Here is a 25,671-nt window from a genome sequence, read left to right as displayed (position 1 = left end):
GCCTATTCGTCGTCGGCCGCCGTTGTCGTGCCTTCGGTCAGGGCGCCGTCGGCCCATTCGCCGGTCGCCGTTTCGCCCGTCGAATAGCGCATCGTGCCTTCGCCCTGACGCCGGCCGTTGCGGAATTGGCCTTCGTAGATGTCCCCGTTGGAATAGGTGGCGACACCCATTCCGCTGATCTCGCCGTTTTCCCACTGGCCTTCGTAGGTAAAGCCATCCGGCATCGCGATCTTGCCCGATCCGTGCCGTTGCCCATCAAGGAACTGGCCCTCATAGACGGTGCCGTCGGCATAGGTGGCGATGCCGAAGCCGTGCCGCTGACCGTTCTCCCACGCGCCCTCGTATACATAGCCGTCGGCGTAGGTCATCTTGCCTTGCCCGTGATTGCGGGCGTTGAGGAATTCGCCTTCGTAGACAAGCCCGTTGGCATAGGTCGCGATGCCCGTGCCTTCGATGACACCGGCGCTCCATTCGCCTTCGTAGGTCGAGCCATCCGGATAGGTGATCTTGCCCTGACCATCGGCAAGGTCGCCGCGGAATTGCCCCACGTAGACCGATCCGTCGGGGTAGGTCACCTCGCCCTCGCCCTCGATCTGACCGGCGACCCAGGACCCGGCGTAACGATATCCGTCCATCCCGGTAAAGGTGCCTTGCCCGTGGCGGCGGTCGTCGACGAAACCGCCCTGATAGGTATCGCCATTGGCGTAGGTGATCCGGCCTTCGCCCTGACGGCGCCCGGCGACCAGCTGGCCTTCGTAGATATCGCCGTTGGGCTGGGTCAGGGTCCCGGTGCCCTGAATCTGATCGTCCTGCCACTGGCCCACATAGATCAGGCCGCTGGGCATGGTCAGCGTGCCCATACCCTCGCGCTGGCCATTCACGAGCGTTCCTTCGTAGACCGAACCATCGGCAAAGGTGATCCGTCCCTGACCTTCCTTGACGCCATTGATCCAGGGGCCGGTATATTCATAGCCATCCGGGCTCGTCATGGTGCCGATGCCATGGTGCATCGCGTTGCGGAAATCGCCCTCGTAGCGCACCCCATTGGCATAGACCGCGACGCCTTCGCCGGTGATCTTGCCGTCGACCCATTCGCCCTCGTAGGTGCCGCCATCAGCAAAAGTGATCCGGCCAAAGCCCTCGGGCTTGCCGAGGGCGAAGTTGCCTTCGTAGACCGAACCGTCGGGGTAGCGCGCGGTGCCCTGTCCCCGGATCTCGCCCTCGAACCATTCGCCGGAATATTCGTATCCGTTGGGGAGCCGATAGGTGCCCTGTCCGTGCTGGCGCCCGTTCAGGAAGCTCCCTTCATAGACACCGCCATCCTCGTATTGCTTGGTCGCCGTGGTCTGGGCGATGACCTGCCCCGCGCCAAGGCCAAGACCAAGGGCCGCAACAAGGGCCAGCCGGCTGATCCGGGTCACGCAACGTCCATTAAGGTATCGACCTGTGAGCATGTGACTCGTCGCCTCTGTCGTGTCTTTCGGGTTTCGTGGAAACCTAGCGGCGCGGGGCAGTGCTGACAATGGGCAGGGCGCGGCACGGCACGCTCTTGCGATGATCACTCGCGGCTTTCCCTCGCCGCCCGTTCTGCTAGATCCGGGACTTGGGCGCGTGAAGGGCGTCGGCTAATCGGGACTTCGAGATGACAAACCGTTTCCGTATCACGCTCGCGCAACTCGATCCCACGCTCGGTGACCTGTCGGGCAATGCCGCCAAGACCCGTGCCGCATGGGAGGCCGGAAAGGCCGCCGGTGCCGATCTCGTGGCCTTGCCCGAGCTGTTCATCACCGGCTACCAGCCGCAGGACCTGATCATGCGGCCCGCCTTTCACAGTCAGGCCATCGAAGAGGTCGAGGCGCTGGCTGTGGCCTGTGCCGACGGGCCGATGCTGGCGATCGGCGCTCCATGGGTCGAGGGCGGGAAGCTCCATAACGCCTATCACATCTGCCGCGGCGGGCGGGTCATTTCCCGGACGCTCAAGCATTTTCTGCCCAATTACAACGTCTTCGACGAAAAGCGCCTGTTTGAACCCGGCCCCCTGCAAGGCCCATTCGACGCCGGCCCGCTGCGGATCGGCACGCCGATCTGCGAGGATGCCTGGTACGAGGATGTCTGCGAGGCGATGGCCGAATCCGGGACCGAGGTGCTGCTGGTGCCGAACGGCTCACCCTATCGCCGGGGCAAGTTCGACGTGCGCATGGCCTCGATGGTGCCGCGCGTGATCGAGACGGGATTGCCGCTTGTCTATCTCAACCTCGTGGGCGGGCAGGACGATCAGGCCTTTGACGGCGGCAGCTTCGTGTTGAACCCGGGCGGGGAACTCGCGCTTCAGATGCCGCGTTTCGAAGAGGCGATCGTGCATGTGGATTTCGTGCAGACCGAGGACGGCTGGCGAGCAGAGCCGGGTGAAAAGGTCTCTCATCCATCGGATGTGGAGCTTGATTATCGCGCGATGGTGATGACGCTGTCGGATTACATGCGCAAGACGGGCTTCTCCAAGGTGCTGCTGGGCCTGTCGGGCGGGATCGATTCCGCCATCGTGGCCACGATCGCCGCTGATGCGCTCGGCCCTGAAAACGTGCGCTGCGTGATGCTGCCCTCGGAATACACCAGTCAGGCCTCGCTCGATGATGCCGCGGGCGTCGCGCGGGCGCTGGGCTGCCGGCTGGACGAGGTCTCGATCGCCGGGCCGCGCCGCGCGGTGACGGAGGCGCTGGCGCCGCTGTTCGAAGGGCTGGAAGAAGGTCTGACCGAAGAGAACATCCAGTCCCGCCTGCGTGGGCTCTTGCTGATGGCGCAGTCGAACAAGTTCGGCGAAATGCTTCTGACCACGGGCAACAAGTCGGAGGTCGCCGTTGGCTATGCCACGATCTATGGCGATATGGCGGGCGGCTATAATCCGATCAAGGATCTCTACAAGACGCGGGTGTTTGATGCCTGCCGTTGGCGCAACGCCAACCATCGTCCGTGGATGAAGGCGCCCGCCGGCGAGGTCATCCCCCAATCCATCATCGACAAGCCCCCCTCGGCCGAGCTGCGCCCCGATCAGAAGGACAGCGACAGCCTTCCGCCCTATGACGTGCTCGATGGTATCCTCGAGATGCTGGTCGAAGGGCGTGCTTCGGTCGCAGATTGCGTGGCCGCCGGGTTTGATGTCGATACGGTGCGACGGGTCGAGAAGCTGATTTTCATCAGCGAATACAAGCGGTTTCAGTCCGCACCCGGCACCCGGCTGACAACCGGTGCGTTCTGGCTCGACCGGCGATATCCGATCGTGAACCGGTGGCGCGACCGGTCCGGGCCGGAATAAACTTCTGCGCTTTTACGCACGGAGTCTGATCGAGACTTCCCAATTCGTGCGTCACGAGAAAGGATTATCTGCCTGTTCAGCAGAGCAATGAACAGGAGTTCTCATGAGCACGCCCAAGATCGCCGTCATCTTCTATTCCACCTACGGCACGAACCATCAGGTGGCCGAAGCCGCCGCCGAGGCCGCGAAAGAGGCCGGCGCAGAGGTCCGTCTGCTGCGCGTTCCCGAAACCGCCCCAGATGACATCGTGGCCGGTCAGGACGCGTGGAAGGCACAGGTCGAAAAAGCCTCCTCGATCCCCGAGGTCACGCTCGATGACATGGAATGGGCCGATGGATATTTCGTCTCGGTGCCCACGCGTTTCGGTGGGGCCGCCAGCCAGTATCGCGCCTTTGTCGACACGCTGGGGCCGCTTTGGGCCAAAGGGGCGCTTGCCGGCAAGACGATCACCGCCACGACATCGGCGCAGAATCCCAACGGCGGGGTCGAGGCCACGCTGATGAACATCTACACCTCGGCCATGCATTGGGGCGCGATCCTTGTCGCACCCGGCTATGCGGACGGGGTGAAATTCGAAGACGGCGGAAACCCTTACGGCTATTCGACCACGGCCGGCGCCTTCGACGAGACCGGTCGGAAATCCGTGGCCTTCCAGGCAAGACGGCTGGTTGACATCACCGGCCGGATCGCCGGCTGATCGTCAACATGCGAAACCCGGGCCGTGACGGTTTGCGGCCCGGGCAAACCTTGCTAGGCTTGTTGCGTAGCGAAACGAGGTAGCCCATGGCGGGAAACAAGACGGTCGAGACGACACAAAGCGTTGCAGAGTTCCTCGCAATGGTCGAACCCGAGAGAAAACGTCTGGATGCCATGGAACTCGACCGCGTCTTTCGCGAGGCGACGGGGTTCGAGCCGCGGATGTGGGGGCCGTCGATCGTCGGCTACGGACGCTATCACTATAGATACGAGACGGGTCGGGAGGGGGAATTCCTTGCAACCGGTTTCAGCCCCCGCAAGGCCAACCTGTCGGTCTATATCATGCCGGGATATGCCGATTTTCAGGACATGCTCGACAGGATCGGCAAGCATAAGAAGGGCAAGTCCTGCCTATATATCAACAAGCTGGCCGATATCGACACGAGCGTCCTGAGCGAACTGATCCGCGCGGGCCTTGACGATCTCGGCAAACGCTGGCCGGTCCGACCTTCGTGACCGCGCCGTCTGTTTCTCACGCCGAACCCGAGGCGCCAAGCCCGGGTCGGTGGATCGCGATGGCCTCGCTTTTGCTGGCGGGGTTCATGAACCTGATCGACATCACCATCGTGAATGTCGCGATCCCGAGCCTTCAGGATGCCTTCGACGCGACCGACAGCCAGATCGAATGGGTCGTCGCTGCCTATATCATGGCTTTTGCGCTATGCCTCATTCCTGCGGGGCGGCTGGGCGACGTGGTCGGGCGCCGGCGCATGTTCGTGGCCGGTGTCGCGGTGTTCGGGCTGGGATCGCTCCTGTGCGGGATGGCGCCGTCGATCGGCGCGCTGGTGGCCGCGCGGGTCCTGCAAGGGATCGGGGGTGCGATGATCGGGCCGCAGACGCTGGCGCTCGTGCCCGTTCTGTTTCCGCCTCGGGAACGGGGCTTGGCCTTTGCCCTGTTCGGCCTGTCGGCGGGTCTGGCCTCGGTGACCGGGCCGGTTCTGGGCGGCTGGCTGATCTCGCTTGATCTGTGGGGGCTGGGCTGGCGGCCGATCTTCCTTGTCAATGTGCCGGTGGGGCTTCTGACGATCTTTGCCGCGCTGCGCTTTGTGCCGTCGGTGCCGGGCGACAGGTCGCTCCGGCTCGATTTCGTGGGGATCGCGCTTGCCGGTCTTGCGCTTCTCCTGATCCTGTTTCCGCTGATCGAGGGGCGCCAGTTCGGTTGGCCCTGGTGGTGTTTCGCGCTGATCGCGGCGGCCGTTCCCGTGGTGTTGGCCTTCGCGCTCTGGCAGCGGTATCGTGCGCGGATCGGCGCCGCGCAGCTTTTGCCGGTCGCCCTGTTCCGGTATCGCAGCTACGTGATCGGCCTTGCCATCACGATGTTGATCTTTGGCGGAATTCCGGGGTTCTTCCTTGTGCTGGCCTTCATGCTTCAGGTCGGCAACGGGCTGACGCCGCTGGAATCGGGGCTCACGACCTTGCCGTTCTCGGTCGGTGTCCTGCTGGCCTCGGTCGCGTCGGGAGTGATGGGCCTGCGCTGGCCGCGCAAGCGGATCATGGCGGGCTGTCTCTTGCTTGCCGGGGGCATGGTCCTGTTGCGGACCGTTCTGCCGATGGGCGGCGAGGCCCTTGTCCGCGCGGCCCTGTTTCTTCCGCTGATCATCTCGGGTCTGGGGCTGGGCACAGCCATTTCGCCGCTGTTCCAGACGATCCTGTCGAATGTCGAAGACGGCGATGCGGGTGCCGCGTCAGGCGCGCTGCAGGCCTTTCAGCAGGTCGGTGGCGCCCTCGGGCTCGCCGTGATGGGAGAGGTGTTCTTCTCGCATCTCGGGCGGAACCTGCCGGGGGCCGAGGAACCGGTGGCCGTCTATTCCACGGCCATGCAATTGGCGATCATTCCCGGTGTGGCCGGTTTCATCTGCGAGGCTTTTTTGGTCTGGCGCCTGCCGCGCCCGGAGCGGGGGCCGCGCTAGATCGGTCGGGCCGGGCAATGTGCGATCAGCCGGGCTGCGTCCTCGGGCCGGCACAAAAGCGTGCCTTCGGTCATGACCGCCGCGCTCGCCGCGGCGACGGCATGGCTCAACGCTTCGTCCAGAGGACGCCCCTGCGCAAGCGAGAGGGTAAAACTGCCGACGAAGGTATCTCCCGCCCCGACCTTGGAACGCACCGGAACCTCGGCCGCGTGGGAATGGAGCCGCTGATCCTTGGTCGCGAGAACCGAACCCTCGGGCCCCCGGGCCACGATGACGATATCGGCTGCCCCCCGTTCGATCAGTTCCGAGGCCAGATCGGCCGTCTCCTTCAGATCGCCCAGCGGATGGCCCACAATCTCGGAGCCTTCGAAATGATTCATCCGCAGGACATGAGGCCGGGGGCCTTCGCCGCTGGCGAACAGGTGCAGGGCAGGACCGGAGGTGTCGGCCACGACCTGCGCGCCCTTTTCGGCCAGCCGTTCGCAAAGATCGGGCATGACCTGCGGCGGCATTCCCGGCGGCAGGCTGCCTGACAGGACAACAAGGCTGTCGGGCTTGGCGGCCTCGACGATCGCGGCCTCGGCCGCCGTGCTGTCGAGCGGGAACCATTTCGGCCCCGGCAGCATGAAGCGATACTGATCGCCCGTGGTCTTGGACGTCACGACCAGCGATTGCCGCGTCTCGTCGGGGGCCTCGTGCCGGATGACGTCGAGACCGGCCTCGATCAGCAGTTCTTCCACCCGGTCACCCGTGGCGCCGCCAAGTGCCACGAAGGTCCGCGACATGCCGCCCAGCAGCCGGATTGCCCGGCTGACATTGGTGCCGCCGCCGCCCGGATCGGTATGGGGCATCTCGCAGCGGAGCTTCTGGTTGGGCTCCACGCTCGCCACATCGGCGGCAAGGTCAAGCGAAGGGTTCAGGGTCACTGTCAGGATATCGCGCATCACACCGGCCGTGCTTCTCGAAAAGGTGAATTGGACCATGCCTCCTTGCGACTGTTAGCGCAATCATACTTCGGAGACTATTCCCACCACTTGTCGATCCGGGCGATATCCGCGTCGGACCAGCCGAAGTGATGCGCCAGTTCGTGGATCGTCACATGGGCCACCAGTTCGCGCATCGTCACGTTGCCCCGATCCGCCCATTCGTCGATGATCGGGCGCCGGAACAGCCAGACCGTATCGGGGCCCGTCGGCTGATCCATGACCGATTTCTCGGTCATCGGGATCCCGTCATAAAGCCCCGTCAGTTCAAAGGCATCCATGTCGAGATCGGCCAGCATGTCGACCGGGGCAAAATCCTCCACCACGATCGCGATCGCGGCGGCGGGTCCGCGAAACGGCTCGGGCAAGGCCGCGACGGCGTCGCGGGCCATTGATTCGATGTCGTCGCGGCTTGGGGCATTGATATCCATCCCGCTCATATGGACAAAACCGGTGCGCTGTGAAAGAGGGGCTGACGTCAAGGAGACCCATCATGACCACCACCCGCTTTGCCCCGTCGCCGACCGGTTGGCTTCACATCGGAAACCTGCGCGCCGCTCTGTTCAACTATGCGATCGCGCGCGCTGCCGGGGGGACATTCATCCTTCGGATCGATGACACTGACGCCGAACGATCGCGCCAGGAATACATTGACGGGATCAAGGCCGATCTCGACTGGCTGGGCCTTGACTGGGACCGGGTCGAACATCAATCCCACAGGCTCGATCGCTATGCCGCCGCCAAGGCGCAGCTGATCGAGGCGGGCCGCCTTTACGAATGTTTCGAGACCCCGACCGAACTTGATCTCAAGCGCAAGAAACAGCTGAATATGGGCAAGCCGCCGGTCTATGACCGCTCGGCCCTTGCCCTGTCCGACGCCGAGAAGGACAAGCTGCGCGCCGAACGCGGGTCGCATTGGCGCTTCAAGCTCGATCACGAACGGATCGAATGGACCGACGGCATCCTGGGCGACATCTCCATCGACGCGGCCAGCGTGTCCGATCCCGTCCTGATCAAGGAGACGGGCCAGATCCTCTATACGCTCGCCTCTGTCGTCGACGACACCGAGATGGCGATCACCGACGTGGTGCGCGGTTCGGATCACGTGACGAATACCGCGACCCAGATCCAGATCATCGAGGCGTTGGGCGGCACGGTGCCGCGCTTCGCGCACCACTCGCTTCTGACCGGCCCGCAGGGCGAAGCGCTGTCGAAACGTCTGGGCACTCTGTCCTTGCGCGATCTGCGCGCTCAGGGCGTGGAGCCGATGGCGATCCTGAGCCTGATGGCGCGGCTGGGCTCTTCGGACCCGGTGGAATTGCGCGAGGATGTGGCGAGCATCGTCGGCGGGTTCGACCTGTCGAAATTCGGCTCAGCGCCGACGAAATTCGATGCGGCCGACCTTTTTCCCCTGACCGCCCGTATCCTCGGGACCCGACCCTACGAGGATGTGTCCGATCAGATCCGCGCCATTGGCGTGCCCGATGACGTCGCACCGGCCTTCTGGGCCGTCGTGCGCGAAAACATCACGACCTTGCAGGACCTTCCCGGCTGGTGGTCGGTCTTCACCGGCGAGGCCGGCGGCCGGGCCGAGGACGAGGATCGGGCCTTCGTGGAGGAGGCGCTGGCCCTGCTGGGGGCGCCGCCCTACACGGCCGAAACCTGGGGTCAGTGGACGACTGCTGTGAAGGACGCCACGGGCCGCAAGGGCAGGGGGCTCTTCATGCCGCTTCGCCGGGCTGTGACCGGGCTGGACCGCGGGCCCGAGATGGCCGACGTGATGCCGCTGATGCAGGTCAGGCCCGCTTTGCGCGACTGATCATCCCGGTTCCGCCGAACCGGGTCAGGGCCTGATCGACGAAATCGGTTTCTTCGGCTGACAGCGCCTGCGCGCGCGGATAGATCGGATCATCGCGATCGTTCAGGATCGGCGTGTCCCAGCCATGGGTCGTCTCGAAAAAGGAATGGGCCTCCGTCTCGCCGAAGACGCGCAGATAACCTTGCACCACCACATCGAGATAGCTTTGAAGGATCGGGTGATCGTCGCGGTCCGACAGATGGATGTCCTCGACCTCGTAGACCGCGACCGGTCCGGGCTGGCCGGGATGGAGCACCGTCTGGGTCACGTCGCGTCGGGCATAGGCGGCTTCACGGGCATCGAGTGCGGCCCAGTCCGCGCCGGGCACCCGTGCCACGATGCCCGCGATCTCGGTCGTGTCGCAGCGTTCGACCGACAGGAACGCCGCATCGCGCAGCGTTGTTCGGCGCCAGACCCGGCGCCACCCTGTCAGCCGCGCGGGATGCGGATCGGCGTAATCGTGGGTTGCGAGGTTCACGAGGCTGCCATAGCCGAAAAACAGTGGATCGCTCATTCCCGTGCCCTCAGCACGCGGGCGGGGCGCGCGGCCAGCGGGCGCAGGGCAAAGGCCAGCCCGGCCAGAAGGGTGGCCAGCGTGCCGCCCGCCACGATCCACAGGGCCGAGCCCCAGACGATCGAGAATTCGGTCTCCATCACGAAGGTGCTGACAGCCCACCCCCCGAGGATGCCGGCCAGCAGGGCCACGCCCCCGGCGGCAAGCCCGAGAAAGGCGGTGCGGAGCGCAAAGCTCGACAGGATGCGCCCGCGCGTGGCCCCGATCGTCTTGAGAACGGCGGCTTCGAAGGTGCGCGCCCTCTCTCCGGCGGCAGCGGCCCCGATCAGGACAAGAAACCCGGTGAACAGCGTGGCGGCCGCCCCGTAGCGGACGGCTGCGGCAATCCCCTCGACGACCTCGGTCACACGGTCGATCGCGTCGCGGATGCGGATCGCGGTGATGTTCGGATAGGCATTGGCCAGATCGCGCAGGATCTGGGCCTCGGCCTCCTCTTCGGCATAGACGGTCGAAATCCAGCTGTGCGGGGCACCGGCAAGGGCCGAGGGGTTCATCGACATGACAAACCCGATCCCGGCGTTTTCGAAGTTCACCTCGCGAAAGCTCGCGATCGTGGCCGTGATATCGCGGCCAAGGATGTTGACCACCAGCTCGTCACCCAGATGCAGGCCAATCTCCTCGGCCTCTTCCTGCGAAAAGCTGACCAGCGGCGGGCCGCTGTAATCGGCAGGCCACCATTCGCCGCCCGTCAGCGTCGTGTCGTCGGGCAACTCGGCCGAATAGGTGATACCGCGATCGCTCTGGAAGACCCAGTGATCCGACAACTCGAGCGCGGGGGTGCCGTTTACCTGCGTGATGATGCCGCGCAGCATCGGCGCAGTCTCCACCTTGGAGACGGCCGGATCGGAATTCAGCCTCTCGAGATAGCCCTCGATCTGGTCGGGCTGGATATCGACAAAGAAATACGACGGCGCGATGTCGGGCAGATCCTGCGCGATGGCGCGGCGCAGGTTGCCGTCGATCTGGCCCACCGCCGACAGAACCGCAAGGCCAAGGCCCAGCGACAGGACGACCGAGGTCGTCTCTCCCCCGCGCGCACCGACCGACCCCAGCGCCAGCCTCAGCGCGGGGCGGCCCCGTGCGAGAAAGGTGCCGCGCCGTGCAAGGAAGCGCGCGGCAAGGGCGGCCACCACGAGAATTGCCAGCGCCCCCGCGATCCCGCCCGCCGTCCACAGGGTCAGGAAGGCATTGCCCGAGAACAGCACGGCCGCCCCCAGAAGCGCCGCGAGGAGCAGCGCCATCCAGATCAGCCAGGGCCAGCGCGGCAGCGCCTTGCCGCCTGCGAAGGCATCGCGAAACAGGGTGGCGGCCTTGATCTCTTCTGTCCGGGCCAGAGGCCAGAGCGTAAAGATCAGCGCGGCCAGCGCGCCATAGATCGCGGCCTCGACCAGAGGACCCGGGTAGATGCCGAAATTGGCCGGCAGGGGCAACGCATCCGATATCACGGGTGACAGCACAAGCGGCAGGCCTGCGCCGATCACGAGGCCGATCGCGATGCCCGCCAGCGTCAGCACGCCGATCTGAAGGAAATAGGTCAGAAAGATCGTCTGCCGCGTCGCGCCCAGCGATTTCAAGGTCGCGATCACGCCGGTCTTGCCCTGAAGATAGGCCCGGACCGCCGCCGAAACGCCGACGCCGCCCACCGCAAGGCCCGACAAGCCGATCAGGATCAGGAAGGCCCCCAGCTGATCGACGAATTCCTGCATCCCGTCGGCACCGCGCCGGGCATCCGTCCAGCGCAGCCCGGTATTGCGAAACTGCTCTTCGGTGCGGATCTGCAACGCCTCGAAATCCGCATCGGGCGACAGGTCGAGCCGGTACTGGGTCGAGAACAATGTCCCCTCGGCCAGAAGCCCGGACGCCTCCAGATCGCGAGTCAGAACGATCGTGCGTGGCCCCAGGCCGAACCCGGCAGAGCCGTTGTCAGGATAGCTTTCGATCAGGGCCGACAGAACAAAGTCCTGCGTTCCCAGCGCGAAGGTGTCACCCGGCGCAAGACCCAGCCTGTCCGCCAGAAGCCGCTCGATCACCGCACCGGGGCGCGATCCGTCACCGCCGAGCGCCTCGGGCAGCGGAATGTCGGGCGAAAGCTCGACCTCGCCGATTAGCGGATAAAGGTCATCGACTGCGCGGATCTGGGTCAGGCCGCGTTCGGCCTCGTCGCCGCGGCGGACCACGGCCATGGACCGGAAATCGACCGTCTCCGACACGGCGTCGGCTATCTCGTCGAGATAGGCGCGTTCGTCATCGCGGGCGAAGCGATAGGTGAATTCCACCTCTGCGTCGCCGCCGAGGATCGCGGCGCCCTGTTCGGCAAGGCCCGCCTGAATGGCCGAGCGGACGGTTCCGACCGCCGCGATGGCAGCGACACCAAGCGCGAGACAGGCCAGAAAGATGCGAAAGCCGCGCAGGCCTCCGCGCAACTCGCGTCGGGCGAAACGTGCGGCAAGGGAAAGGCTCATTCGGCGGCCCGTGCCGCCGGCTTGTCGGCGATCCGCCCGTCCTGAAGCCGGATGACCCGGTCGCATCTGTCGGCCAGCGCGTTGGAATGGGTCACGAGAACCAGCGTCGCGCCGTGTTTGTCGCGCAGCGCGAAGAGCAGGTCGATGATCGTCTGCCCCGTGGTCGTGTCGAGATTGCCTGTCGGCTCATCCGCCAGCAGGATCCGGGGCCGGGGCGCAGACGCCCGGGCAAGGGCGACGCGCTGCTGTTCGCCCCCAGACATCTGCGAGGGGTAATGATCGGCCCGGTCGGCCAGACCGACCGAGGCCAATTCGGCTGCGGCGCGGTCGAATGCATCCTTCACGCCGGCGAGTTCCAGCGGGGTTGCCACGTTTTCCAGTGCCGTCATCGTCGGAATCAGGTGGAAGGACTGGAAGACGATCCCCATATTATCCCTGCGGAACCGGGCCAGACCGTCCTCGGACATCGAGGTCAGATCCTGCCCCAGCGCCGTGATCCGGCCAGACGAGGCCTGTTCCAAACCGCCCATGAGCATCAGGAGCGACGACTTGCCCGACCCACTTGGCCCAACCAGCCCCAGCGTTTCGCCCGTTTCGACGGACAACGATATGTCATGCAGGATATCGACACGGCCGGCATTGCCCATCAGCGACAGGGACGCATCGGTCAGGAGGAGTGCGGGGTCTGGCATCTGGTGCTCGGGTCCTCTTTGCTTTGTTCAGGGATATGGGGTTCTTCGCGCAATGAGCAAGCACACGGTCGCCGGTGCGGCACTTGTTCTGGCCGTCGCGGCAGGAGCGGCACAGGCCGAGCCGGTAACGATCGCCGCCCTCGGAGACAGCCTGACCCAGGGCTACGGCCTTCCTCAGCAGGAGGGGTTCGTTCCTCAGCTGCAGGGCTGGCTTGACGAGGCCGGTCTCGAGACCGAGCTCATCAATGCGGGTGTCTCGGGCGACACGACGGCGGGCGGGCTGGCCCGTGTCGGCTGGACCCTGACCGAGGATGTCGATGCGATGATCGTTGCGCTTGGCGGGAACGATTTCCTGCGCGGCATCGATCCGGCCAATAGCCGCGCCAATCTGCGCGGGATCCTCGAGGCGGCCGAGGCGGCCGAGGTCGAGGTTCTGATCGTGGGGCTCGAATCGGGGCCGAATTACGGACCGGAGTTCAAACAGGCCTTCGACAGCATGTATCCCGATCTCGCGCGGGAGTTCGGCGCCGCGCTGGTTCCGGATTTCTTCGACGGGCTGCAGGCGGCCGCCGATGGCGGGGATCTGGGCGCGTTCATGCAATCCGACGGGTTGCACCCCAACGCCCGCGGCGTGTCCGTGATCGTCGAGGCGATCGGGCCCGCCGTCGCCGAACTTGCACGCGCGGCATCGGACTGACAGAGGCTGCCTGCGGGTCGGGTATGATTTGGGGAAAAGGCTGGCCCGATGTTCCGGCGGCCAGTGCCGGGGTGCCCCGCCCGGATCGGCCGGACGGGGCGATGTTCAGATCAGGCGAGTGCCAGATTGATGGCGGCTTCGCGCCCGTCACGGCCAGCTTCGATGTCGAAGGTGACCTTCTGGTTGTCCTGAAGTCCGGTCAGGCCGGACCGCTCAACCGCGGAAATGTGGACGAACACGTCCTTGGATCCGCCGTCGGGCGCAATGAAGCCGTAGCCTTTGGTTGTATTGAACCATTTCACGGTGCCTGTGGCCATCGTGATTTCTCCTTTGTTTTCCCGCTCGCAGCATGCAGCAGGCCGGCTCGTCAGTGCTGATCGATGACTGGGCCGTGAAAGGAGTCAGTGTCGAAGAGGTAACGTCGCAGGCCAAATATGGCGGATTTTGGTCAATTTTGCAAGGGTTCTCGATAAAAGCGGAGATCGGATTCAGGCGGTATGCGGGTTGCCATGTTCGGCGACCGGGGCACGAAACGCATGAAGAACCGCGATCAGAGCGATACACAAGGGGCCGGAGATCGACCAGATACCAAGCGCAACCAGAAGGTTCATATCGAGTACGGCGAAGGCATAGACCCCCCCGACTAGTCCAAGAACACTTCCGAAGATGACGATCAGAGCAGACATGGCGACCTCCTTATCAACACTTCCAACCTAAAAGTGTGAATAGGGCGTAAATATGGCCGACTTTTGGTGGTTTCCGTTCAGGCGATTCCGATGGATTGATTGCCTGTTTCTCGCAGGTAAGGCATTCTTCATGCAACGCGGGCAGAAGATGAGGCAGGACCCGCCCCGATATTCACTAGGAAAGGACCGCGCGGTGAAACGTCCGATCGTTGGACTTGTCTGTCTGGTTTCAGTCGCCGCCTGTGGCGGCGGTGGTGGCGGTGTAAGTGGCCCCGTCGGGGCCGCCTGCGTCGAAAGTGATCGTGACGCGGCGAACCCGCAACTGTGCGCCTGTATCCAGTCCGTTGCCGATGCGACCCTCAGCAACTCCGATCAGAGACGCGTCGCCACTTTCTTTGAAGATCCGGAAAGGGCGCAGGAAATCCGCGCTTCCGACACCGCCTTCGCGGATGCTTTCTGGGACAGATATCTCGATTTCATCGGAGCGACACGGTCGGCCTGCGGCTAGGGCAGGCCGACCTGGCCGGATCAGTTGTTGCCGATGCGGATCGGCAGATCGAGCGTGATCTCTTCACCGCTTTCGAAGATCAGGGTGACGTTGACGGTGCCGTCCTCTTCCCACGGGGCGCCGATCCCCATGAACATGACGTGATCGCCACCACGCTCAAGAACGGCCGCGCCCCCCGCGGGCAGAGGAAATCCATCCTCGACCTCGCGCATCTGCATGACGCCGTCGCCGGCATCGATATGTGTGTGCAGTTCGACCCGGGCCGCGGCGTCGGACCGTGCCGCGACAAGCCGGTCATCGGTCGTGCCGGTATTTGTGATCGTCATGAACGCGGCGCCGGCTGGCGCCCCGCTGAACGAGGTTCGCGCATAGGCGCCTTCGATCTCGATCGTCTGCGCGAGGGCCGCGCTGCCAAGGCAAAGGGGGACGGCAAGAGCCGCCATCAGCTGAGTCAGTTTCATTGTGTAATCCGTTCGGTCTGAGTTGAGGTTCTTGGGCTCAGACCAGCGACGGGGGCGCGCGGGCAGGTGGGGGATCCTCGGGGGACGGGCCGGAGACGCGCTGCGCATCCGCCACCACATGGGGCGCGTGAAGGCTCAGGCGCCAGAGCGCGGCGGGCACCGGGGGCGTGCTGCCCGCGACCGCGACCACAAGGGCGTCGGGGCAGATATGCGCAGGCCCCTCGGGTGTCCCGTCCTCGCCGATGGTGAAGGTCACGATGCTGCCCGACAGGCACAGAGAGCCTGCCATGTCGGGCGGCGCATTGCCCTTGGCCTGCGCGACCAGCTGTCCCGTGACGACCAGCATCGCGATCAGCAGGCCGGTCACGAGACCGCGTGCGATCTCGTGGACTAGGCCCTTCACTGCCTGGTGCGATATGATCGTGACGGGACGCATCACCGCGGGATCGGTGTCACAGCGTCGGATAGATGGGGAACCGGTCGCACAGCGCCTCGACCTCGGCCTTCACCTTGGCCTCGACCTCGGCATTGCCCTCGGCACCGTTCTGCGCAAGACCGTCGGTCACTTCGACGATCCAGCGCGCGACCTGGCGGAATTCCTCCTCGCCGAAACCGCGCGTCGTGCCGGCAGGCGTGCCCAGACGGACGCCGGAGGTCACCATCGGTTTTTCCGGATCGAACGGGATCCCGTTCTTGTTGCAGGTGATATGGGCGCGACCCAGCGCCTTTTCGGTCTCGTTGCCCTTCACGCCCTTGGGCCGAAGATCGACGAGCATCACGTGGCTGTCGGTGCCGCCGGTGACGATATCAAGCCCGCCCTTGACCAGTTCATCGGCCAGCGCGATCGCGTTTTTGACCACCTGTTCCTGGTAGGCGCGGAATTCGGGGCGAAGCGCCTCGCCGAAGGCGACGGCCTTGCCGGCGATCACATGCATCAGCGGCCCGCCCTGAATGCCGGGGAAAATCGCGGAATTGAACTTCTTGGCCAGCGCCTCGTCATTGGTGAGGATCATGCCGCCGCGCGGCCCGCGCAGCGTCTTGTGCGTCGTGGTCGTGGCCACATGCGCATGCGGGAAGGGCGAAGGATAGATGCCCGCGGCGACCAGACCCGCGAAATGGGCCATGTCGACCAGAAGCCAGGCGCCCACGCTGTCGGCGATCTCGCGCATCTTCGCGAAATCGATGATTCGCGGGATGGCCGATCCGCCTGCGATCAGCATCTTGGGCTGATGTTCGGTGGCCAGGGCCTGGATCTGGTCATAGTCGATCTGGCTGTCCTGACGCCGCACGCCGTATTGGATCGCGTTGAACCATTTGCCCGACTGGTTGGGTTTCGCGCCGTGGGTCAGGTGACCGCCTGCATCGAGGCTCATCCCGAGGATCGTGTCGCCGGGCTGGAGGAGCGCCTGAAACACACCCTGGTTCGCCTGGCTGCCGGAATTGGGCTGCACATTCGCAAAGCCACAGCCGAACAATTCCTTTGCCCGGTCGATGGCAAGGTTCTCGGCGATGTCGACGTACTCGCAGCCGCCATAATAGCGCCGGCCCGGATAGCCTTCGGCATATTTGTTCGTCATCACCGAGCCCTGCGCTTCCATCACGGCATGGCTGACGATGTTCTCGCTCGCGATCAGCTCGATTTCCTTGCGCTGCCGATTCAGCTCTTTCGTGATCGCGCCGAAGATCTCCGGGTCGCGGCTCGACAGGGGTTCGGTGAAGAAGGCCGAGTTCTGGTCCGGGGCGGTGCGGGAAGGGGCGTTCATGGGGCAACTCCTGTCAGGGATTGTGCGAGCTGTGGCGTTATCGCGTCCTATTACAGGAGCCGAGGAAAGACACAAAGCGGCAAAACGACCCGCGCACGCCCTGCGGCGGTGCGCAGGTTTCGGATGTTCGCCTTGCCTTTCCGATAGTCGTGGCAGAGAAAAGATGAATGGACGGGTTCGGCACCACAACGCGCATCGCTTTTGCCGCGAGCGACGCTCCGCTTGCGCAGCAGGCGCTTGACGACCTGATCGATCTTTACGGGGAATGGGGGCCGGACGAGGCCGACGTGATGGTGGCGCTGGGGGGCGACGGCTTCATGCTCCAGACGCTTCATGCGACCCAAGGGCTGGACCTGCCGGTCTATGGCATGAACCGGGGCACGGTCGGCTTTCTGATGAACGAGTTTTCGGCAGATCAGCTGCCCCGACGGTTGGCGGAGGCGGAACAGGCGATCATCAACCCGCTGAGGATGCGGGCGACACAGGTCGATGGCGAGGTGCAGGAGGCGCTGGCCATCAACGAGGTAAGCCTGCTGCGCGCGGGCCCGCAGGCCGCCAAGCTGCGAATCTCCGTCGATGATCGCGTCCGTCTGGAAGAGCTGGTCTGCGACGGCGCGCTTGTGGCCACGCCCGCCGGATCGACGGCCTACAATTATTCCGCCCACGGGCCGATCCTGCCGATCGGATCGGGTGTTCTGGCGCTGACGGCGATGGCGGCCTATCGCCCCCGCCGCTGGCGTGGGGCGCTCTTGCCGAAATCGGCACGGGTGCGGTTCGATGTGGTGGATGCCGAACGGCGCCCCGTCATGGCAGATGCCGACAGCCGGTCGGTGATGAATGTAGCCTCGGTCGAAATCGAGAGCGACCCGACGGTCGAACATCGCATTCTCTTTGATCCGGGCCACGGTCTGGAAGAGCGTCTGATCCGCGAACAATTCGCCTGACGCCCTGCCATTTTCAAACCCTGATATCGGATGGCAACGCGGCTGTTATCGGCTAGCCCGCGGGCGATATTGGCTTGCCGGTCGAAGGGCGTCCCCATGGTGCCAACCGGGGTCGCGCAACGTGATGCACCCCGGTCCAACAGCATCATGACAAAGGACCAGATACATGACATTCCAGACACTTACCCGCAGCCTCACCATCGCTCTCGCCCTTGGGATCGCGCTGCCCGCAAGCCCTGTCTCTGCCGATGGCAACCGCGTCTCCGTTACCCAGTGGGGCCGTGACAACGGCGTCGGAGCCAGCCTCGTGGGGCGCCGCAACCAGTTGACCGTCTTGCAGGAGGGGCGCGGGAATTCCTCGATCTCCGTCGTCGACGGCAATCGTAACCACACTGTCATCACGCAGAACGGCCATGGCAATGACACGACCAGCACCCAGACCGGCAATTGCAACGTTCTGGGCGTGTCGCAAAGCGGGCATGGCAATAGCGCGGCGGCGACACAGTCGGGCGGCTGCAATGCGCTCGGTGTCATTCAGGTGGGCAATGGCAACTCCAGCGAGACCACGCAGATCGGCGGCAACAACGTGATCGTCGTCGTCCAGCACTGATCCCGCGTCACCGTCGGCCCCGCGCCCAAGGGCCGGGGCCGCTCCGACCCAGCCCCATCGACGGAGACTCCGATGCCCCAGCTTCATCTGACTGCAACCCTTCTGGTCTGTGCAGGCGCACTCGCCGGTTGCCAGTCCGCCACGGCCGAGACGCAGTTCGGCAAGGCCGCCACGGCGGCGTGCCACATCGTCTCGGAGACCGCCGCCAGCGGCACCGAGATCCGCGGATTTCTCAAGAGCGACGAGCCGATCGACGGCACTTTCGACCTCACCGTTATCGCGACCGGCGCTGGCGGCAGCATCGCTAACATCCGGCAGGGCGGAGCCTTTGTCGCGGCGCCGGGGATGGCGGAAGGGTTGGGCCATGTCCGGCTCGGTCCCGGTCAGGTGGCCGCGGCCTCTCTCGTGGTGACGCTTGGCAAGGGGCAGGTGCTCAGCTGTCCTGTGCAATCCGGCTCCGAATGACTCATGGGCCTGCCGTTCGTTGGGTCGAATTATACGAAAACGACACAAATCTCTCCCGGCTTCCGCCGATCCCGCGTCTCGATCCGACCGCAGTAACAGCGCGCACGACGACTGAGCCTTCTCGGTCACATGCGCTGGATCGGGCGCCCCGGCTGAGTCCCGCGCGTATCTGGCGGAGGGGCGCTGGGGGCGGATCGGCCGAGTGCGGACCTGCGTGTTTCGCCGCCGTACCGCATCCTTGTCCGCTCAGCGATCGCCCGGCGCATGTTCGATGCCGTGGAGGTGCTTCTCCCGGCCAGGCGTCTCCCGGGGCTTGAGGGGATCAGCGTCGACGCGGCGCGCGACGGGGTCACTCATCTCCACCTGCTCTTCGACCAGCACGAAGTGGCCTATGCCAATGGGGCAGCCGGCACCCAGAGCTCTCAATACGATCGCGGTGGCGGCGCGTGGCAAGCTTCCCGCGATCTTTCCCGACCTGTTCGGGATCGATCACGAGGCGCGCGCCGTCCTGCCCTTTTCCGACGGTCGCCGGGGGCGCCGCCTGGTCGACCAACACGTCAGGAACGGCAAGCCGCTCTACTGCGTGCCGCCCCTGCCGATGACCGAACTCAGCCGTTAGGCGGCGTGTCTTACCCCTTGGCGTAGCCCAGCGTTGTGACCGCGTCGCGGATCTCGTCGAGGATGGCCGGATCGTCGATCGTGGCGGGCATCTTGTAGGCCTCGCCATCGGCGATGCGGGCCATGATCCCGCGCAGGATCTTGCCAGAGCGGGTCTTGGGCAACCGGTCCACCACGACGGCCAGCTTGAACGCGGCCACCGGGCCGATCTGGTCGCGGACACGTTTGATCTCTTCGGCCACGATCTCTTCGACGGGGCGGTCACAGCCGGCATTCAGGCACAGGAAGCCCATCGGCAACTGGCCTTTCAACTCGTCCTTGACCCCGATCACGGCGCATTCGGCCACATCGGGGTGGCCTGCCAGAACCTCTTCCATGCCGCCGGTCGACAGGCGGTGGCCCGCGACGTTGATCACGTCATCGGTGCGCGCCATGATCCAGAGGTAACCGTCCTCGTCCATCATGCCCGCGTCGCCCGTCTCGTAATAGCCGGGGAAGGTGTTGAGATAACTTTTGCGGAATCGATCCTCCGCGTTCCACAGGGTCGGAAGCGTGCCCGGAGGCAGGGGCAGTTTCACCGCGATCGCGCCCAATTCGCCGGGTTTGACCGGGTGGCCCGCCTCGTCGAGGATCTGCACGTCATAGCCCGGCATCGCCACCGTGGGGGAGCCGATCTTGACCGGCAGCGCCTCGATCCCTGCGGGGTTGCCCGCGATGGTGTAGCCGGTCTCGGTCTGCCACCAATGGTCATAGACAGGCACGTTCAGGACCCGCTGCGCCCATTCGATGGTGTCCGGGTCGGCGCGTTCGCCCGCGAGGTAGAGCGCCTGAAGCGAGGAGATGTCGTAATTCGCGATCAACTCGCCCTTCGGATCTTCGCGCTTGATCGCGCGGAAGGCGGTGGGCGCGGTGAAGAAGCTCTTGACCTTGTGATCGGCAATCACGCGCCAGAAGGTCCCGGCATCGGGGGTGCCCACGGGCTTGCCTTCGAAGACGATCGTCGTGTTGCCGTGAACCAGCGGCGCATAGCAGATATAGCTGTGCCCCACGACCCAGCCGACATCCGAGGCTGCCCAGAAGACATCGCCGGGTTCGACGTTGTAGATGGCCTTCATCGTCCAGTTCAGGGCAACCAGATGCCCGGCGGTGGGCCGGACCACGCCCTTGGGCGCGCCCGTCGTGCCCGAGGTATAGAGGATATAGGCCGGATGATTGCCCTCGACCGGCACGCAATCGGCAGGTGTCGCGTCGCGCGTCACCTCTGCCCAGTCGAAGTCGCGGCCTTCGATCATGCTCGCGCGGGCCTGATCGCGCTGAAAGACGATGGTGAAGTCGGGCTTGTGGGTCGCCTGTTCGATCGCGGCGTCGAGCAGAGGTTTGTATTCGATGATCCGCGATCCTTCGATCCCGCAGGAGCCGGCGATCACGGCCTTGGGCGTGGCATCGTCGATCCGCACCGCCAGTTCGTTCGCCGCGAACCCGCCGAAGACGACCGAGTGGATCGCTCCGATCCGGGTGCAGGCCAGCATCGCGACCAGTGCTTCGGGGACCATCGGCATGTAGATCACGACGCGATCGCCCTTGGTGACACCCTTTGCCGCAAGCGCGCCGGCGAGTGACGCGACGCGATCCTTCAGTTCGGCATAGGTAATGCGGGTGACGGTTCCGGTGACCGGGCTGTCGTGGATAATGGCGACCTGATCTGCGCGCCCGCCCGCGACATGGCGGTCAACCGCGTTCCAGCAGGTGTTGACCATGCCGTCGGTGTACCATTCGTAAAGAGGAGCGTTGGTGTCATTGAGCGCGCGGGTCGGTTCGCGATCCCAGTCAATCTGTTCTGCCTGCGCCATCCAGAAAGCTTCCGGATCGGCTTTCCAGGCCTCGTATACGTCACGATACCCCATCGGGTTGTCTCCCTCGCTCCTCGTTGGAGATTTTATGCGCCTGCCCAGCAGGGTGGCGCAAGTCCCACGATCCGGTCGGATGGAGAGCTGTGAATTTCTTTACATCCTTTGACTCTCTGTTAGCGCACCCAATTTTCAGGCCTGTCAAATCATATGGTGCGGTTGCCCGGCTGCGGGATTGCGAGGGTCTTGAAATTCTGCAAGGGAACAGGATGTCACGACGCCGCTTATCGGGCCCCCATGGTTGAAATCGTCCGCTCTCTCTCGCTCGCCTATGTCCCGATCCGGAAAGTCGGCACGACGAGCATTCGGAAAGCCTTCCGGTCCCTTGCCCGGGGGCCGGGTGATCTGGTGACCACCTATGACCGGCCGATGTCGGCCTATGTGCGGTTTCGGGCGCGGGGCTGCCGCACCTTTGTCGTTGTCCGTGACCCCGTGGAACGTTTCCTGTCGGGATACGCCAACCGCATCTTTCACCACAACGACATTGCGGCAAACGCGATCGACGGCGCCGTGGCCCGCATGCTTGGCCTGTCGCCACAACCCGATATCGAGGAATTCTGCGAAAGGTTCCGCCTCTACACCCTGACGAACGACAAACTGCGCCGGCACTTCCGGCTTCAGCGGGCCTATCTGGGCGGAGACCTCGGATGGTTCGACGCTGTCTACCGGCTGGCCGAGACGGAACAGCTTGCCGCCGACCTGTCGGAATGGTCCGGGCGGCAGGTCCGCTTCGAGAGGTTGCAGACCGGCGGCCCGAAACTGCGTTTCACCGATGTCCCGCCCGGTGCGCAGCGTCGGATCCTCGAGATCACCGCACCCGACTACAGGTTTCTGTCCGGCTTTTTCGAACCGCCGGTGGTCGGCTGATCTTCAGCCGTAATGCGCCACCGGCGTGCCGGCCAAGGCCGACATGTTCAGAAGGCCGCGCGCCGTGATCGAGGGTGTCACGATATGGGCCCGGTTCCCCATGCCCATCAGAATCGGCCCGACCTCGAGCCCGCCCCCCTTCATCTTGAGGATGTTGCGCACGCCCGATGCGGCGTCGGTATTGGCGAAGACCAGCGTATTGGCGGGGCCGTCGAGCCGTCCGCCCGGGAAAATCCGTTCGCGCAATTCGGTGTCGAGCGCGGCATCCAGCGTCATCTCGCCCTCATAGGCGAAGTCGCGCGGTTGCGAATCGAGGATTTCCAGCGCGGCCCGCATCCGGACGCCCGTGACGCAATCGAGGTTGCCGAATTGCGAATGCGAACACAGGGCAATCCGGGGTGTCATACCGAACCGGCGCACATGGCGCGCGCAGGCGATCACGGTTTCGGCCACCTGTTCCGGCGTCGGGTCCGGATGGACCTGCGTATCGGCGATGAACAGCGGCCCGTCCTCGAGGATCATCAGCGACAGCGCCCCCACCGGATGCAGACCGCCCGTGCCAAGAACCTGCGTGACATAGTTCAGATGCCACAGGAATTGCCCGAAGGTGCCGCAGATCAGGCTGTCGGCCTCGCCGCGATGCACCATGACCGCGCCGATCGCGGTGGTATTCGTGCGCATAACCGCTTTGGCAAGGTCCGGCGTCACGCCGCGCCGGGCCATCAATTCGTGATAGGTGCCCCAGTAATCGCGGTAGCGCGGATCGTTTTCGGGGTTCACGACCTCGAAATCCCGGCCCGGCCGGATGGTCAGGCCCGCGCGTTCGCAGCGGGTCTCGATCACGTCGGGTCGACCGATCAGGATCGGGGTTTCCGTCGTTTCCTCGATCACGGCCTGCGAGGCCCTGAGCACCCGTTCGTCCTCCCCCTCGGCATAGACGATCCGTCGGGCGGCGCTGCGCGCGGCGTCGAAGATCGGCCGCATGATCAGCGCCGATTTGAAGACCGAACCGTCCAGCGCGATCTTGTAGGCGCCCATATCCGCGATCGGGCGTGTCGCGGCCCCGGTCTCCATGGCGGCACCGGCCACGGCGGAGGCGACCACGCCCATCAGGCGCGGGTCAAAGGGCTTGGGGATCAGGTAGTCGGGGCCAAAGGTCAGCTGCTCTCCGCGGTACGCGGCGGCTGCCTCGGCCGAAGTCGTCCGGCGGGCCAGTTCCGCGATGCCCTGAACGCAGGCCACCTTCATCTCGTCGTTGATCTCGGAGGCGCCGACATCCAGCGCGCCGCGAAAGATGAACGGAAAACACAGGACGTTGTTGACCTGGTTGGGATAATCCGACCGGCCTGTCGCGATGATCGCATCGGGGGCCGCTGCGCGGGCGTCGTCGGGTAGGATTTCGGGAGTGGGGTTGGCCAGCGCGAAGATGATCGGCTTGCTCGACATCTTGCGCACCATGTCGGGCGTCAGGACACCGGGGCCGGACAGACCGAGAAACAGATCGGCCCCTTCGATCACCTGATCGAGGCTGCGCAGATCCGATGCCTGCGCATAAGCGGCCTTTTGCGGGGTCATGTCTTCTTCCCGTCCCTCGTGGACGAGACCGTGAAGATCGCACAGCCAGACATTTTCCCGTTTCAGGCCCAGTTTCAGCAACATGTTCAGGCATGCGATGCCGGCCGCGCCCCCGCCGGTCGAGACGACCTTGATGTCTTCGAACCGTTTGCCCGCCACGTGGAGCGCGTTCACGGCTGCGGCCCCCACGACGATTGCCGTGCCGTGCTGGTCATCGTGGAAGACGGGAATGTTCATCCGTTCGCGGCAGATATCCTCGACGATGAAGCAGTCGGGCGCCTTGATGTCCTCGAGGTTGATCGCACCGAAGGTGGGTTCGAGCGCGCAGACGATCTCGGCCAGTTTGACAGGATCGGATTCGTTCACCTCGATATCGAAACAGTCGATATTGGCGAATTTCTTGAACAGGACCGCCTTGCCTTCCATCACCGGTTTCGAGGCAAGGCCGCCGATGTCGCCCAGGCCCAGAACCGCCGATCCGTTGGACACGACGGCCACAAGGTTCCCTCGGGCGGTGTAATCGCGGGCCGCCGCCGGGTCGGCCTTGATCTCGAGGCAGGCCTCGGCCACGCCGGGGCTGTAGGCGCGCGACAGGTCGCGCCCGTTGGCCAGCGGCTTCGTGGCGCGGATCTCGAGCTTTCCGGGGCGGGGCAGGCGGTGATAGTCGAGGGCGGCCTGCCGCTGGGTTTCCTTGGGGGTCATGCGGGATTCGTCGGTCACGGGGCCTGCTCCGATATTGTTTAATGTTGAACTATCACCTGGCCCTGCCCATTGTCCACCTGCGGCGCGGCCGCGATCCGCCTGCATTCCACCAATTCGAGGTTGCATCGCCTGCCGCCCCGGCGCAGCCTGCGCGCCGGATCAGACGGGGATCACGCAATGACCGATACCACGACAGCCGAACTGTGCATCTCGACCACCGATCTGAGCGCGGATCTGGCATTCTTCGGCCGGGATCTCGGGTTCCGGCTCGACCAGATATGGCCGGCCGACAATCCGACCGTCGCCGTGATGTCGGGCCACGGTCTGCGCATCCGGCTCGACCAGACGCTTGGCTCACCCGCCGCCCGGATCCTGATCCGGACCGACGATCCCGATTTCGCGGGGGGCGTCCACGAGACGACCGCTCCGGGCGGGACCCAGATCAGCGTGGAGCCTCTGATCCCCGATCTGCAGATCCCGCCGACACAGCACAGCTTTGTCGTGCGCCGGCTGCGCGATGGGGCGCCATGGGTGATCGGGAGGGCCGGGATGCAATATCGCGACCTCGTGCCCGACCGGCTGGGCGGCTCGATCATCGCAAGCCACATCCGTATCCCCGATGGCGGCCCGGTGCCCGACATGGTGCATTTCCACAGAGTCGGGTTCCAGCTGATCTTCTGTTACAGGGGGTGGGTCGACGTGGTCTACGAGGATCAGGGCGACCCGATCCGGCTCTACGCGGGCGATTGCTTTATCCAGCCGCCCGAGATCCGGCACCGGGTGCTGGAGGCCAGCGACGGGATCGAGGTGATCGAGATCGGCGTGCCCGCCGAACATGTGACCGAGATCGATCACGACATGACGCTGCCCACGCCGCATCACCGGCCCGATCGCGAATGGCAGGGCCAGAAATTCGTCCATAACGTGGGGCTTGAGGCGGATTGGGAACCGTTCCGCCAGCCGGGCTTTATCTGCCGCGACACGACGATCGCGGCGAATACCCGCGATGTGGCAGGCGTGCAGGTCGTTCGGCGGGGCGAGGGAGAAACGCGGCCCTCGGTGCACGACGCCGACATCCTGTTCGGCTTCGTGATGGAAGGCTCCCTGACGCTGGAAGGGGAGGGGCGTGAGCCCGCGGCCCTTGTCGCGGGCGACGCCTTTGTCATCCCGCCGGGCATGACGACCCATTGGCGTGATCCGAGCGAGGATTTCGAACTGCTCGAAGTCGCGCTGCCCGGGGCCTTTGCCACGACCGGCGGCTAGATCGCGGGGTCGCGGCCCCTTGCATCCTCACGGTCCCGCGCCCAAAGTCACGTCGTCTGC

At 64.8% G+C, this 25,671-nt stretch carries 26 protein-coding genes and 1 pseudogene; 14 read left to right on the top strand and 13 right to left on the bottom strand.

Features of this window, described 5'->3' with window-relative positions:
* Positions 1–2 precede the first annotated feature (2 nt).
* Positions 3–1,454 carry an MORN repeat-containing protein gene (locus tag EP376_RS18165; protein ID WP_127657042.1) on the bottom strand — a complete coding sequence of 484 codons (1,452 nt, stop codon included), beginning with the start codon at positions 1,452–1,454 and terminating at the stop codon, positions 3–5.
* A gap of 188 nt (positions 1,455–1,642) precedes the next feature.
* Between EP376_RS18165 and EP376_RS18160 the strand changes: the two genes are divergently transcribed.
* The 4 genes from EP376_RS18160 to EP376_RS18145 all read left to right on the top strand — a co-directional run bounded on the left by EP376_RS18160 (position 1,643) and on the right by EP376_RS18145 (position 5,976).
* The gene (locus tag EP376_RS18160) at positions 1,643–3,310 is read left to right on the top strand and encodes an NAD+ synthase (RefSeq protein WP_127657041.1); all 1,668 of its coding nucleotides are present in this window, start codon (positions 1,643–1,645) and stop codon (positions 3,308–3,310) included.
* Positions 3,311–3,413: 103 nt separating this feature from the next.
* Positions 3,414–4,007, top strand: coding sequence for an NAD(P)H-dependent oxidoreductase (locus EP376_RS18155; protein ID WP_127657040.1), 594 nt, complete (start codon positions 3,414–3,416; stop codon positions 4,005–4,007).
* Positions 4,008–4,093: 86 nt separating this feature from the next.
* Entirely contained in the window at positions 4,094–4,522 is a 429-nt protein-coding gene (locus tag EP376_RS18150; RefSeq protein ID WP_127657039.1) for a DUF1801 domain-containing protein, read from the top strand.
* Positions 4,519–5,976, top strand: coding sequence for an MFS transporter (locus EP376_RS18145; RefSeq protein ID WP_240652480.1), 1,458 nt, complete (start codon positions 4,519–4,521; stop codon positions 5,974–5,976). Before EP376_RS18150 ends, EP376_RS18145 begins: the two co-directional genes overlap by 4 nt.
* Here the strand turns inward: EP376_RS18145 and EP376_RS18140 are convergent.
* Complete coding sequence (locus tag EP376_RS18140; protein ID WP_338068408.1) at positions 5,973–6,959, bottom strand: 1-phosphofructokinase family hexose kinase; 987 nt, start codon at positions 6,957–6,959, stop codon at positions 5,973–5,975. The two genes, EP376_RS18145 and EP376_RS18140, sit on opposite strands and share 4 nt — an antisense overlap.
* 38 nt (positions 6,960–6,997) lie before the next feature.
* The gene (locus tag EP376_RS18135) at positions 6,998–7,390 is read right to left on the bottom strand and encodes a metallopeptidase family protein (RefSeq protein ID WP_127657067.1); all 393 of its coding nucleotides are present in this window, start codon (positions 7,388–7,390) and stop codon (positions 6,998–7,000) included.
* Between the two features lie 62 nt (positions 7,391–7,452).
* On the opposite strand from EP376_RS18135, the gene gltX reads away from it, so the two are divergent.
* Entirely contained in the window at positions 7,453–8,778 is a 1,326-nt protein-coding gene (gene gltX / locus EP376_RS18130; protein ID WP_127657038.1) for a glutamate--tRNA ligase, read from the top strand.
* On the opposite strand, the gene EP376_RS18125 is transcribed toward gltX, so the two are convergent.
* The 3 genes from EP376_RS18125 to EP376_RS18115 are packed head-to-tail and all read right to left on the bottom strand — an operon-like array spanning position 8,756 to position 12,545.
* On the bottom strand, positions 8,756–9,331 hold the full coding sequence (locus tag EP376_RS18125) for a gamma-glutamylcyclotransferase family protein (RefSeq protein WP_127657037.1): 576 nt from the start codon (positions 9,329–9,331) through the stop codon (positions 8,756–8,758). The two genes, gltX and EP376_RS18125, sit on opposite strands and share 23 nt — an antisense overlap.
* Positions 9,328–11,853: an ABC transporter permease gene (locus EP376_RS18120; RefSeq protein WP_127657036.1), complete on the bottom strand. Its 2,526-nt coding sequence runs from the start codon at positions 11,851–11,853 to the stop codon at positions 9,328–9,330. The genes EP376_RS18125 and EP376_RS18120 overlap by 4 nt, the downstream gene beginning before the upstream one ends.
* A complete protein-coding gene (locus tag EP376_RS18115; RefSeq protein ID WP_127657035.1) occupies positions 11,850–12,545 on the bottom strand; it encodes an ABC transporter ATP-binding protein in 696 nt (231 codons plus the stop codon). The genes EP376_RS18120 and EP376_RS18115 overlap by 4 nt, the downstream gene beginning before the upstream one ends.
* Positions 12,546–12,597: 52 nt before the next feature.
* Here EP376_RS18115 and EP376_RS18110 point away from each other — a divergent pair, with 52 nt between their 5' ends.
* Complete coding sequence (locus tag EP376_RS18110; RefSeq protein WP_127657034.1) at positions 12,598–13,242, top strand: arylesterase; 645 nt, start codon at positions 12,598–12,600, stop codon at positions 13,240–13,242.
* Positions 13,243–13,352: 110 nt separating this feature from the next.
* Here the strand turns inward: EP376_RS18110 and EP376_RS18105 are convergent, their stop codons facing one another.
* A complete protein-coding gene (locus EP376_RS18105) occupies positions 13,353–13,559 on the bottom strand; it encodes a cold-shock protein (RefSeq protein ID WP_127657033.1) in 207 nt (68 codons plus the stop codon).
* A 171-nt stretch (positions 13,560–13,730) separates the two neighbouring features.
* Complete coding sequence (locus EP376_RS18100; protein WP_127657032.1) at positions 13,731–13,928, bottom strand: hypothetical protein; 198 nt, start codon at positions 13,926–13,928, stop codon at positions 13,731–13,733.
* A gap of 193 nt (positions 13,929–14,121) precedes the next feature.
* On the opposite strand from EP376_RS18100, the gene EP376_RS18095 reads away from it, so the two are divergent.
* Positions 14,122–14,436, top strand: a complete 315-nt coding sequence (locus EP376_RS18095) for an arginine transporter (RefSeq protein WP_240652479.1) — start codon at positions 14,122–14,124, stop codon at positions 14,434–14,436.
* A gap of 20 nt (positions 14,437–14,456) precedes the next feature.
* Here EP376_RS18095 and EP376_RS18090 read toward each other — a convergent pair whose 3' ends face one another.
* From EP376_RS18090 to glyA, 3 genes are read right to left on the bottom strand one after another with little or no spacing between them, the layout of a single operon-like run.
* Positions 14,457–14,897 carry a copper chaperone PCu(A)C gene (locus tag EP376_RS18090; protein ID WP_127657031.1) on the bottom strand — a complete coding sequence of 147 codons (441 nt, stop codon included), beginning with the start codon at positions 14,895–14,897 and terminating at the stop codon, positions 14,457–14,459.
* Positions 14,898–14,934: 37 nt separating this feature from the next.
* Positions 14,935–15,300: a hypothetical protein gene (locus tag EP376_RS18085; protein WP_127657030.1), complete on the bottom strand. Its 366-nt coding sequence runs from the start codon at positions 15,298–15,300 to the stop codon at positions 14,935–14,937.
* A 49-nt stretch (positions 15,301–15,349) separates the two neighbouring features.
* Positions 15,350–16,660, bottom strand: a complete 1,311-nt coding sequence (gene glyA / locus EP376_RS18080) for a serine hydroxymethyltransferase (RefSeq protein ID WP_127657029.1) — start codon at positions 16,658–16,660, stop codon at positions 15,350–15,352.
* 167 nt (positions 16,661–16,827) lie between these two features.
* Between glyA and EP376_RS18075 the strand changes: the two genes are divergently transcribed.
* From EP376_RS18075 to EP376_RS23350, 5 genes and pseudogenes are all read left to right on the top strand, one after another.
* Positions 16,828–17,604 carry an NAD kinase gene (locus tag EP376_RS18075; protein WP_127657028.1) on the top strand — a complete coding sequence of 259 codons (777 nt, stop codon included), beginning with the start codon at positions 16,828–16,830 and terminating at the stop codon, positions 17,602–17,604.
* Positions 17,605–17,770: 166 nt separating this feature from the next.
* Positions 17,771–18,214 (top strand): hypothetical protein, encoded by a 444-nt coding sequence (locus EP376_RS18070; RefSeq protein WP_127657027.1) that lies wholly within the window; start codon positions 17,771–17,773, stop codon positions 18,212–18,214.
* A 72-nt stretch (positions 18,215–18,286) separates the two neighbouring features.
* Positions 18,287–18,679, top strand: coding sequence for a curli-like amyloid fiber formation chaperone CsgH (gene csgH / locus EP376_RS18065; RefSeq protein WP_127657026.1), 393 nt, complete (start codon positions 18,287–18,289; stop codon positions 18,677–18,679).
* Between the two features lie 183 nt (positions 18,680–18,862).
* A pseudogene (locus tag EP376_RS23630) lies at positions 18,863–19,027 on the top strand (Hint domain-containing protein); the annotation flags it as partial.
* Between the two features lie 49 nt (positions 19,028–19,076).
* A complete protein-coding gene (locus tag EP376_RS23350; protein WP_238928792.1) occupies positions 19,077–19,298 on the top strand; it encodes a hypothetical protein in 222 nt (73 codons plus the stop codon).
* A 10-nt stretch (positions 19,299–19,308) separates the two neighbouring features.
* Here EP376_RS23350 and EP376_RS18055 read toward each other — a convergent pair whose 3' ends face one another.
* Positions 19,309–21,201, bottom strand: a complete 1,893-nt coding sequence (locus EP376_RS18055; RefSeq protein WP_127657025.1) for a propionyl-CoA synthetase — start codon at positions 21,199–21,201, stop codon at positions 19,309–19,311.
* Positions 21,202–21,441: 240 nt separating this feature from the next.
* Between EP376_RS18055 and EP376_RS18050 the strand changes: the two genes are divergently transcribed.
* Positions 21,442–22,071 carry a sulfotransferase family 2 domain-containing protein gene (locus EP376_RS18050; RefSeq protein WP_164744977.1) on the top strand — a complete coding sequence of 210 codons (630 nt, stop codon included), beginning with the start codon at positions 21,442–21,444 and terminating at the stop codon, positions 22,069–22,071.
* Between the two features lie 3 nt (positions 22,072–22,074).
* On the opposite strand, the gene EP376_RS18045 is transcribed toward EP376_RS18050, so the two are convergent.
* Positions 22,075–24,348 carry an NADP-dependent malic enzyme gene (locus EP376_RS18045; protein ID WP_127657064.1) on the bottom strand — a complete coding sequence of 758 codons (2,274 nt, stop codon included), beginning with the start codon at positions 24,346–24,348 and terminating at the stop codon, positions 22,075–22,077.
* Between the two features lie 177 nt (positions 24,349–24,525).
* Here EP376_RS18045 and EP376_RS18040 point away from each other — a divergent pair, with 177 nt between their 5' ends.
* On the top strand, positions 24,526–25,611 hold the full coding sequence (locus EP376_RS18040; protein WP_127657023.1) for a cupin domain-containing protein: 1,086 nt from the start codon (positions 24,526–24,528) through the stop codon (positions 25,609–25,611).
* The last annotated feature ends 60 nt before the right edge of the window (positions 25,612–25,671 follow it).

It is taken from the genome of Alexandriicola marinus, from assembly GCF_004000435.1.
GTDB lineage: Bacteria > Pseudomonadota > Alphaproteobacteria > Rhodobacterales > Rhodobacteraceae > Alexandriicola > Alexandriicola marinus.
The sequence above is the reverse complement of the archived record's forward strand: the minus strand, read 5'-3'. Positions and strand labels throughout refer to the sequence as shown.

What these genes read in the sequence shown, in the direction of transcription:
- EP376_RS18040 (WP_127657023.1), top strand. Translation starts at nt 24,526, where the DNA reads ATGACCGATACCACGACAGCCGAACTGTGCATCTCGACCACCGATCTG.
- EP376_RS18070 (WP_127657027.1), top strand. Translation starts at nt 17,771, where the DNA reads ATGACATTCCAGACACTTACCCGCAGCCTCACCATCGCTCTCGCCCTT.
- EP376_RS18160 (WP_127657041.1), top strand. Translation starts at nt 1,643, where the DNA reads ATGACAAACCGTTTCCGTATCACGCTCGCGCAACTCGATCCCACGCTC.
- EP376_RS18110 (WP_127657034.1), top strand. Translation starts at nt 12,598, where the DNA reads ATGAGCAAGCACACGGTCGCCGGTGCGGCACTTGTTCTGGCCGTCGCG.
- EP376_RS18075 (WP_127657028.1), top strand. Translation starts at nt 16,828, where the DNA reads ATGGACGGGTTCGGCACCACAACGCGCATCGCTTTTGCCGCGAGCGAC.
- EP376_RS18105 (WP_127657033.1), bottom strand. Translation starts at nt 13,559, where the DNA reads ATGGCCACAGGCACCGTGAAATGGTTCAATACAACCAAAGGCTACGGC.
- EP376_RS18100 (WP_127657032.1), bottom strand. Translation starts at nt 13,928, where the DNA reads ATGTCTGCTCTGATCGTCATCTTCGGAAGTGTTCTTGGACTAGTCGGG.
- EP376_RS18090 (WP_127657031.1), bottom strand. Translation starts at nt 14,897, where the DNA reads ATGAAACTGACTCAGCTGATGGCGGCTCTTGCCGTCCCCCTTTGCCTT.
- EP376_RS18135 (WP_127657067.1), bottom strand. Translation starts at nt 7,390, where the DNA reads ATGGATATCAATGCCCCAAGCCGCGACGACATCGAATCAATGGCCCGC.
- EP376_RS18045 (WP_127657064.1), bottom strand. Translation starts at nt 24,348, where the DNA reads ATGACCCCCAAGGAAACCCAGCGGCAGGCCGCCCTCGACTATCACCGC.
- EP376_RS18050 (WP_164744977.1), top strand. Translation starts at nt 21,442, where the DNA reads ATGGTTGAAATCGTCCGCTCTCTCTCGCTCGCCTATGTCCCGATCCGG.
- EP376_RS18125 (WP_127657037.1), bottom strand. Translation starts at nt 9,331, where the DNA reads ATGAGCGATCCACTGTTTTTCGGCTATGGCAGCCTCGTGAACCTCGCA.
- EP376_RS18165 (WP_127657042.1), bottom strand. Translation starts at nt 1,454, where the DNA reads ATGCTCACAGGTCGATACCTTAATGGACGTTGCGTGACCCGGATCAGC.
- EP376_RS18155 (WP_127657040.1), top strand. Translation starts at nt 3,414, where the DNA reads ATGAGCACGCCCAAGATCGCCGTCATCTTCTATTCCACCTACGGCACG.
- EP376_RS23350 (WP_238928792.1), top strand. Translation starts at nt 19,077, where the DNA reads ATGGGGCAGCCGGCACCCAGAGCTCTCAATACGATCGCGGTGGCGGCG.
- EP376_RS18150 (WP_127657039.1), top strand. Translation starts at nt 4,094, where the DNA reads ATGGCGGGAAACAAGACGGTCGAGACGACACAAAGCGTTGCAGAGTTC.
- EP376_RS18140 (WP_338068408.1), bottom strand. Translation starts at nt 6,959, where the DNA reads ATGGTCCAATTCACCTTTTCGAGAAGCACGGCCGGTGTGATGCGCGAT.
- EP376_RS18120 (WP_127657036.1), bottom strand. Translation starts at nt 11,853, where the DNA reads ATGAGCCTTTCCCTTGCCGCACGTTTCGCCCGACGCGAGTTGCGCGGA.
- glyA (WP_127657029.1), bottom strand. Translation starts at nt 16,660, where the DNA reads ATGAACGCCCCTTCCCGCACCGCCCCGGACCAGAACTCGGCCTTCTTC.
- EP376_RS18115 (WP_127657035.1), bottom strand. Translation starts at nt 12,545, where the DNA reads ATGCCAGACCCCGCACTCCTCCTGACCGATGCGTCCCTGTCGCTGATG.
- csgH (WP_127657026.1), top strand. Translation starts at nt 18,287, where the DNA reads ATGCCCCAGCTTCATCTGACTGCAACCCTTCTGGTCTGTGCAGGCGCA.
- gltX (WP_127657038.1), top strand. Translation starts at nt 7,453, where the DNA reads ATGACCACCACCCGCTTTGCCCCGTCGCCGACCGGTTGGCTTCACATC.
- EP376_RS18055 (WP_127657025.1), bottom strand. Translation starts at nt 21,201, where the DNA reads ATGGGGTATCGTGACGTATACGAGGCCTGGAAAGCCGATCCGGAAGCT.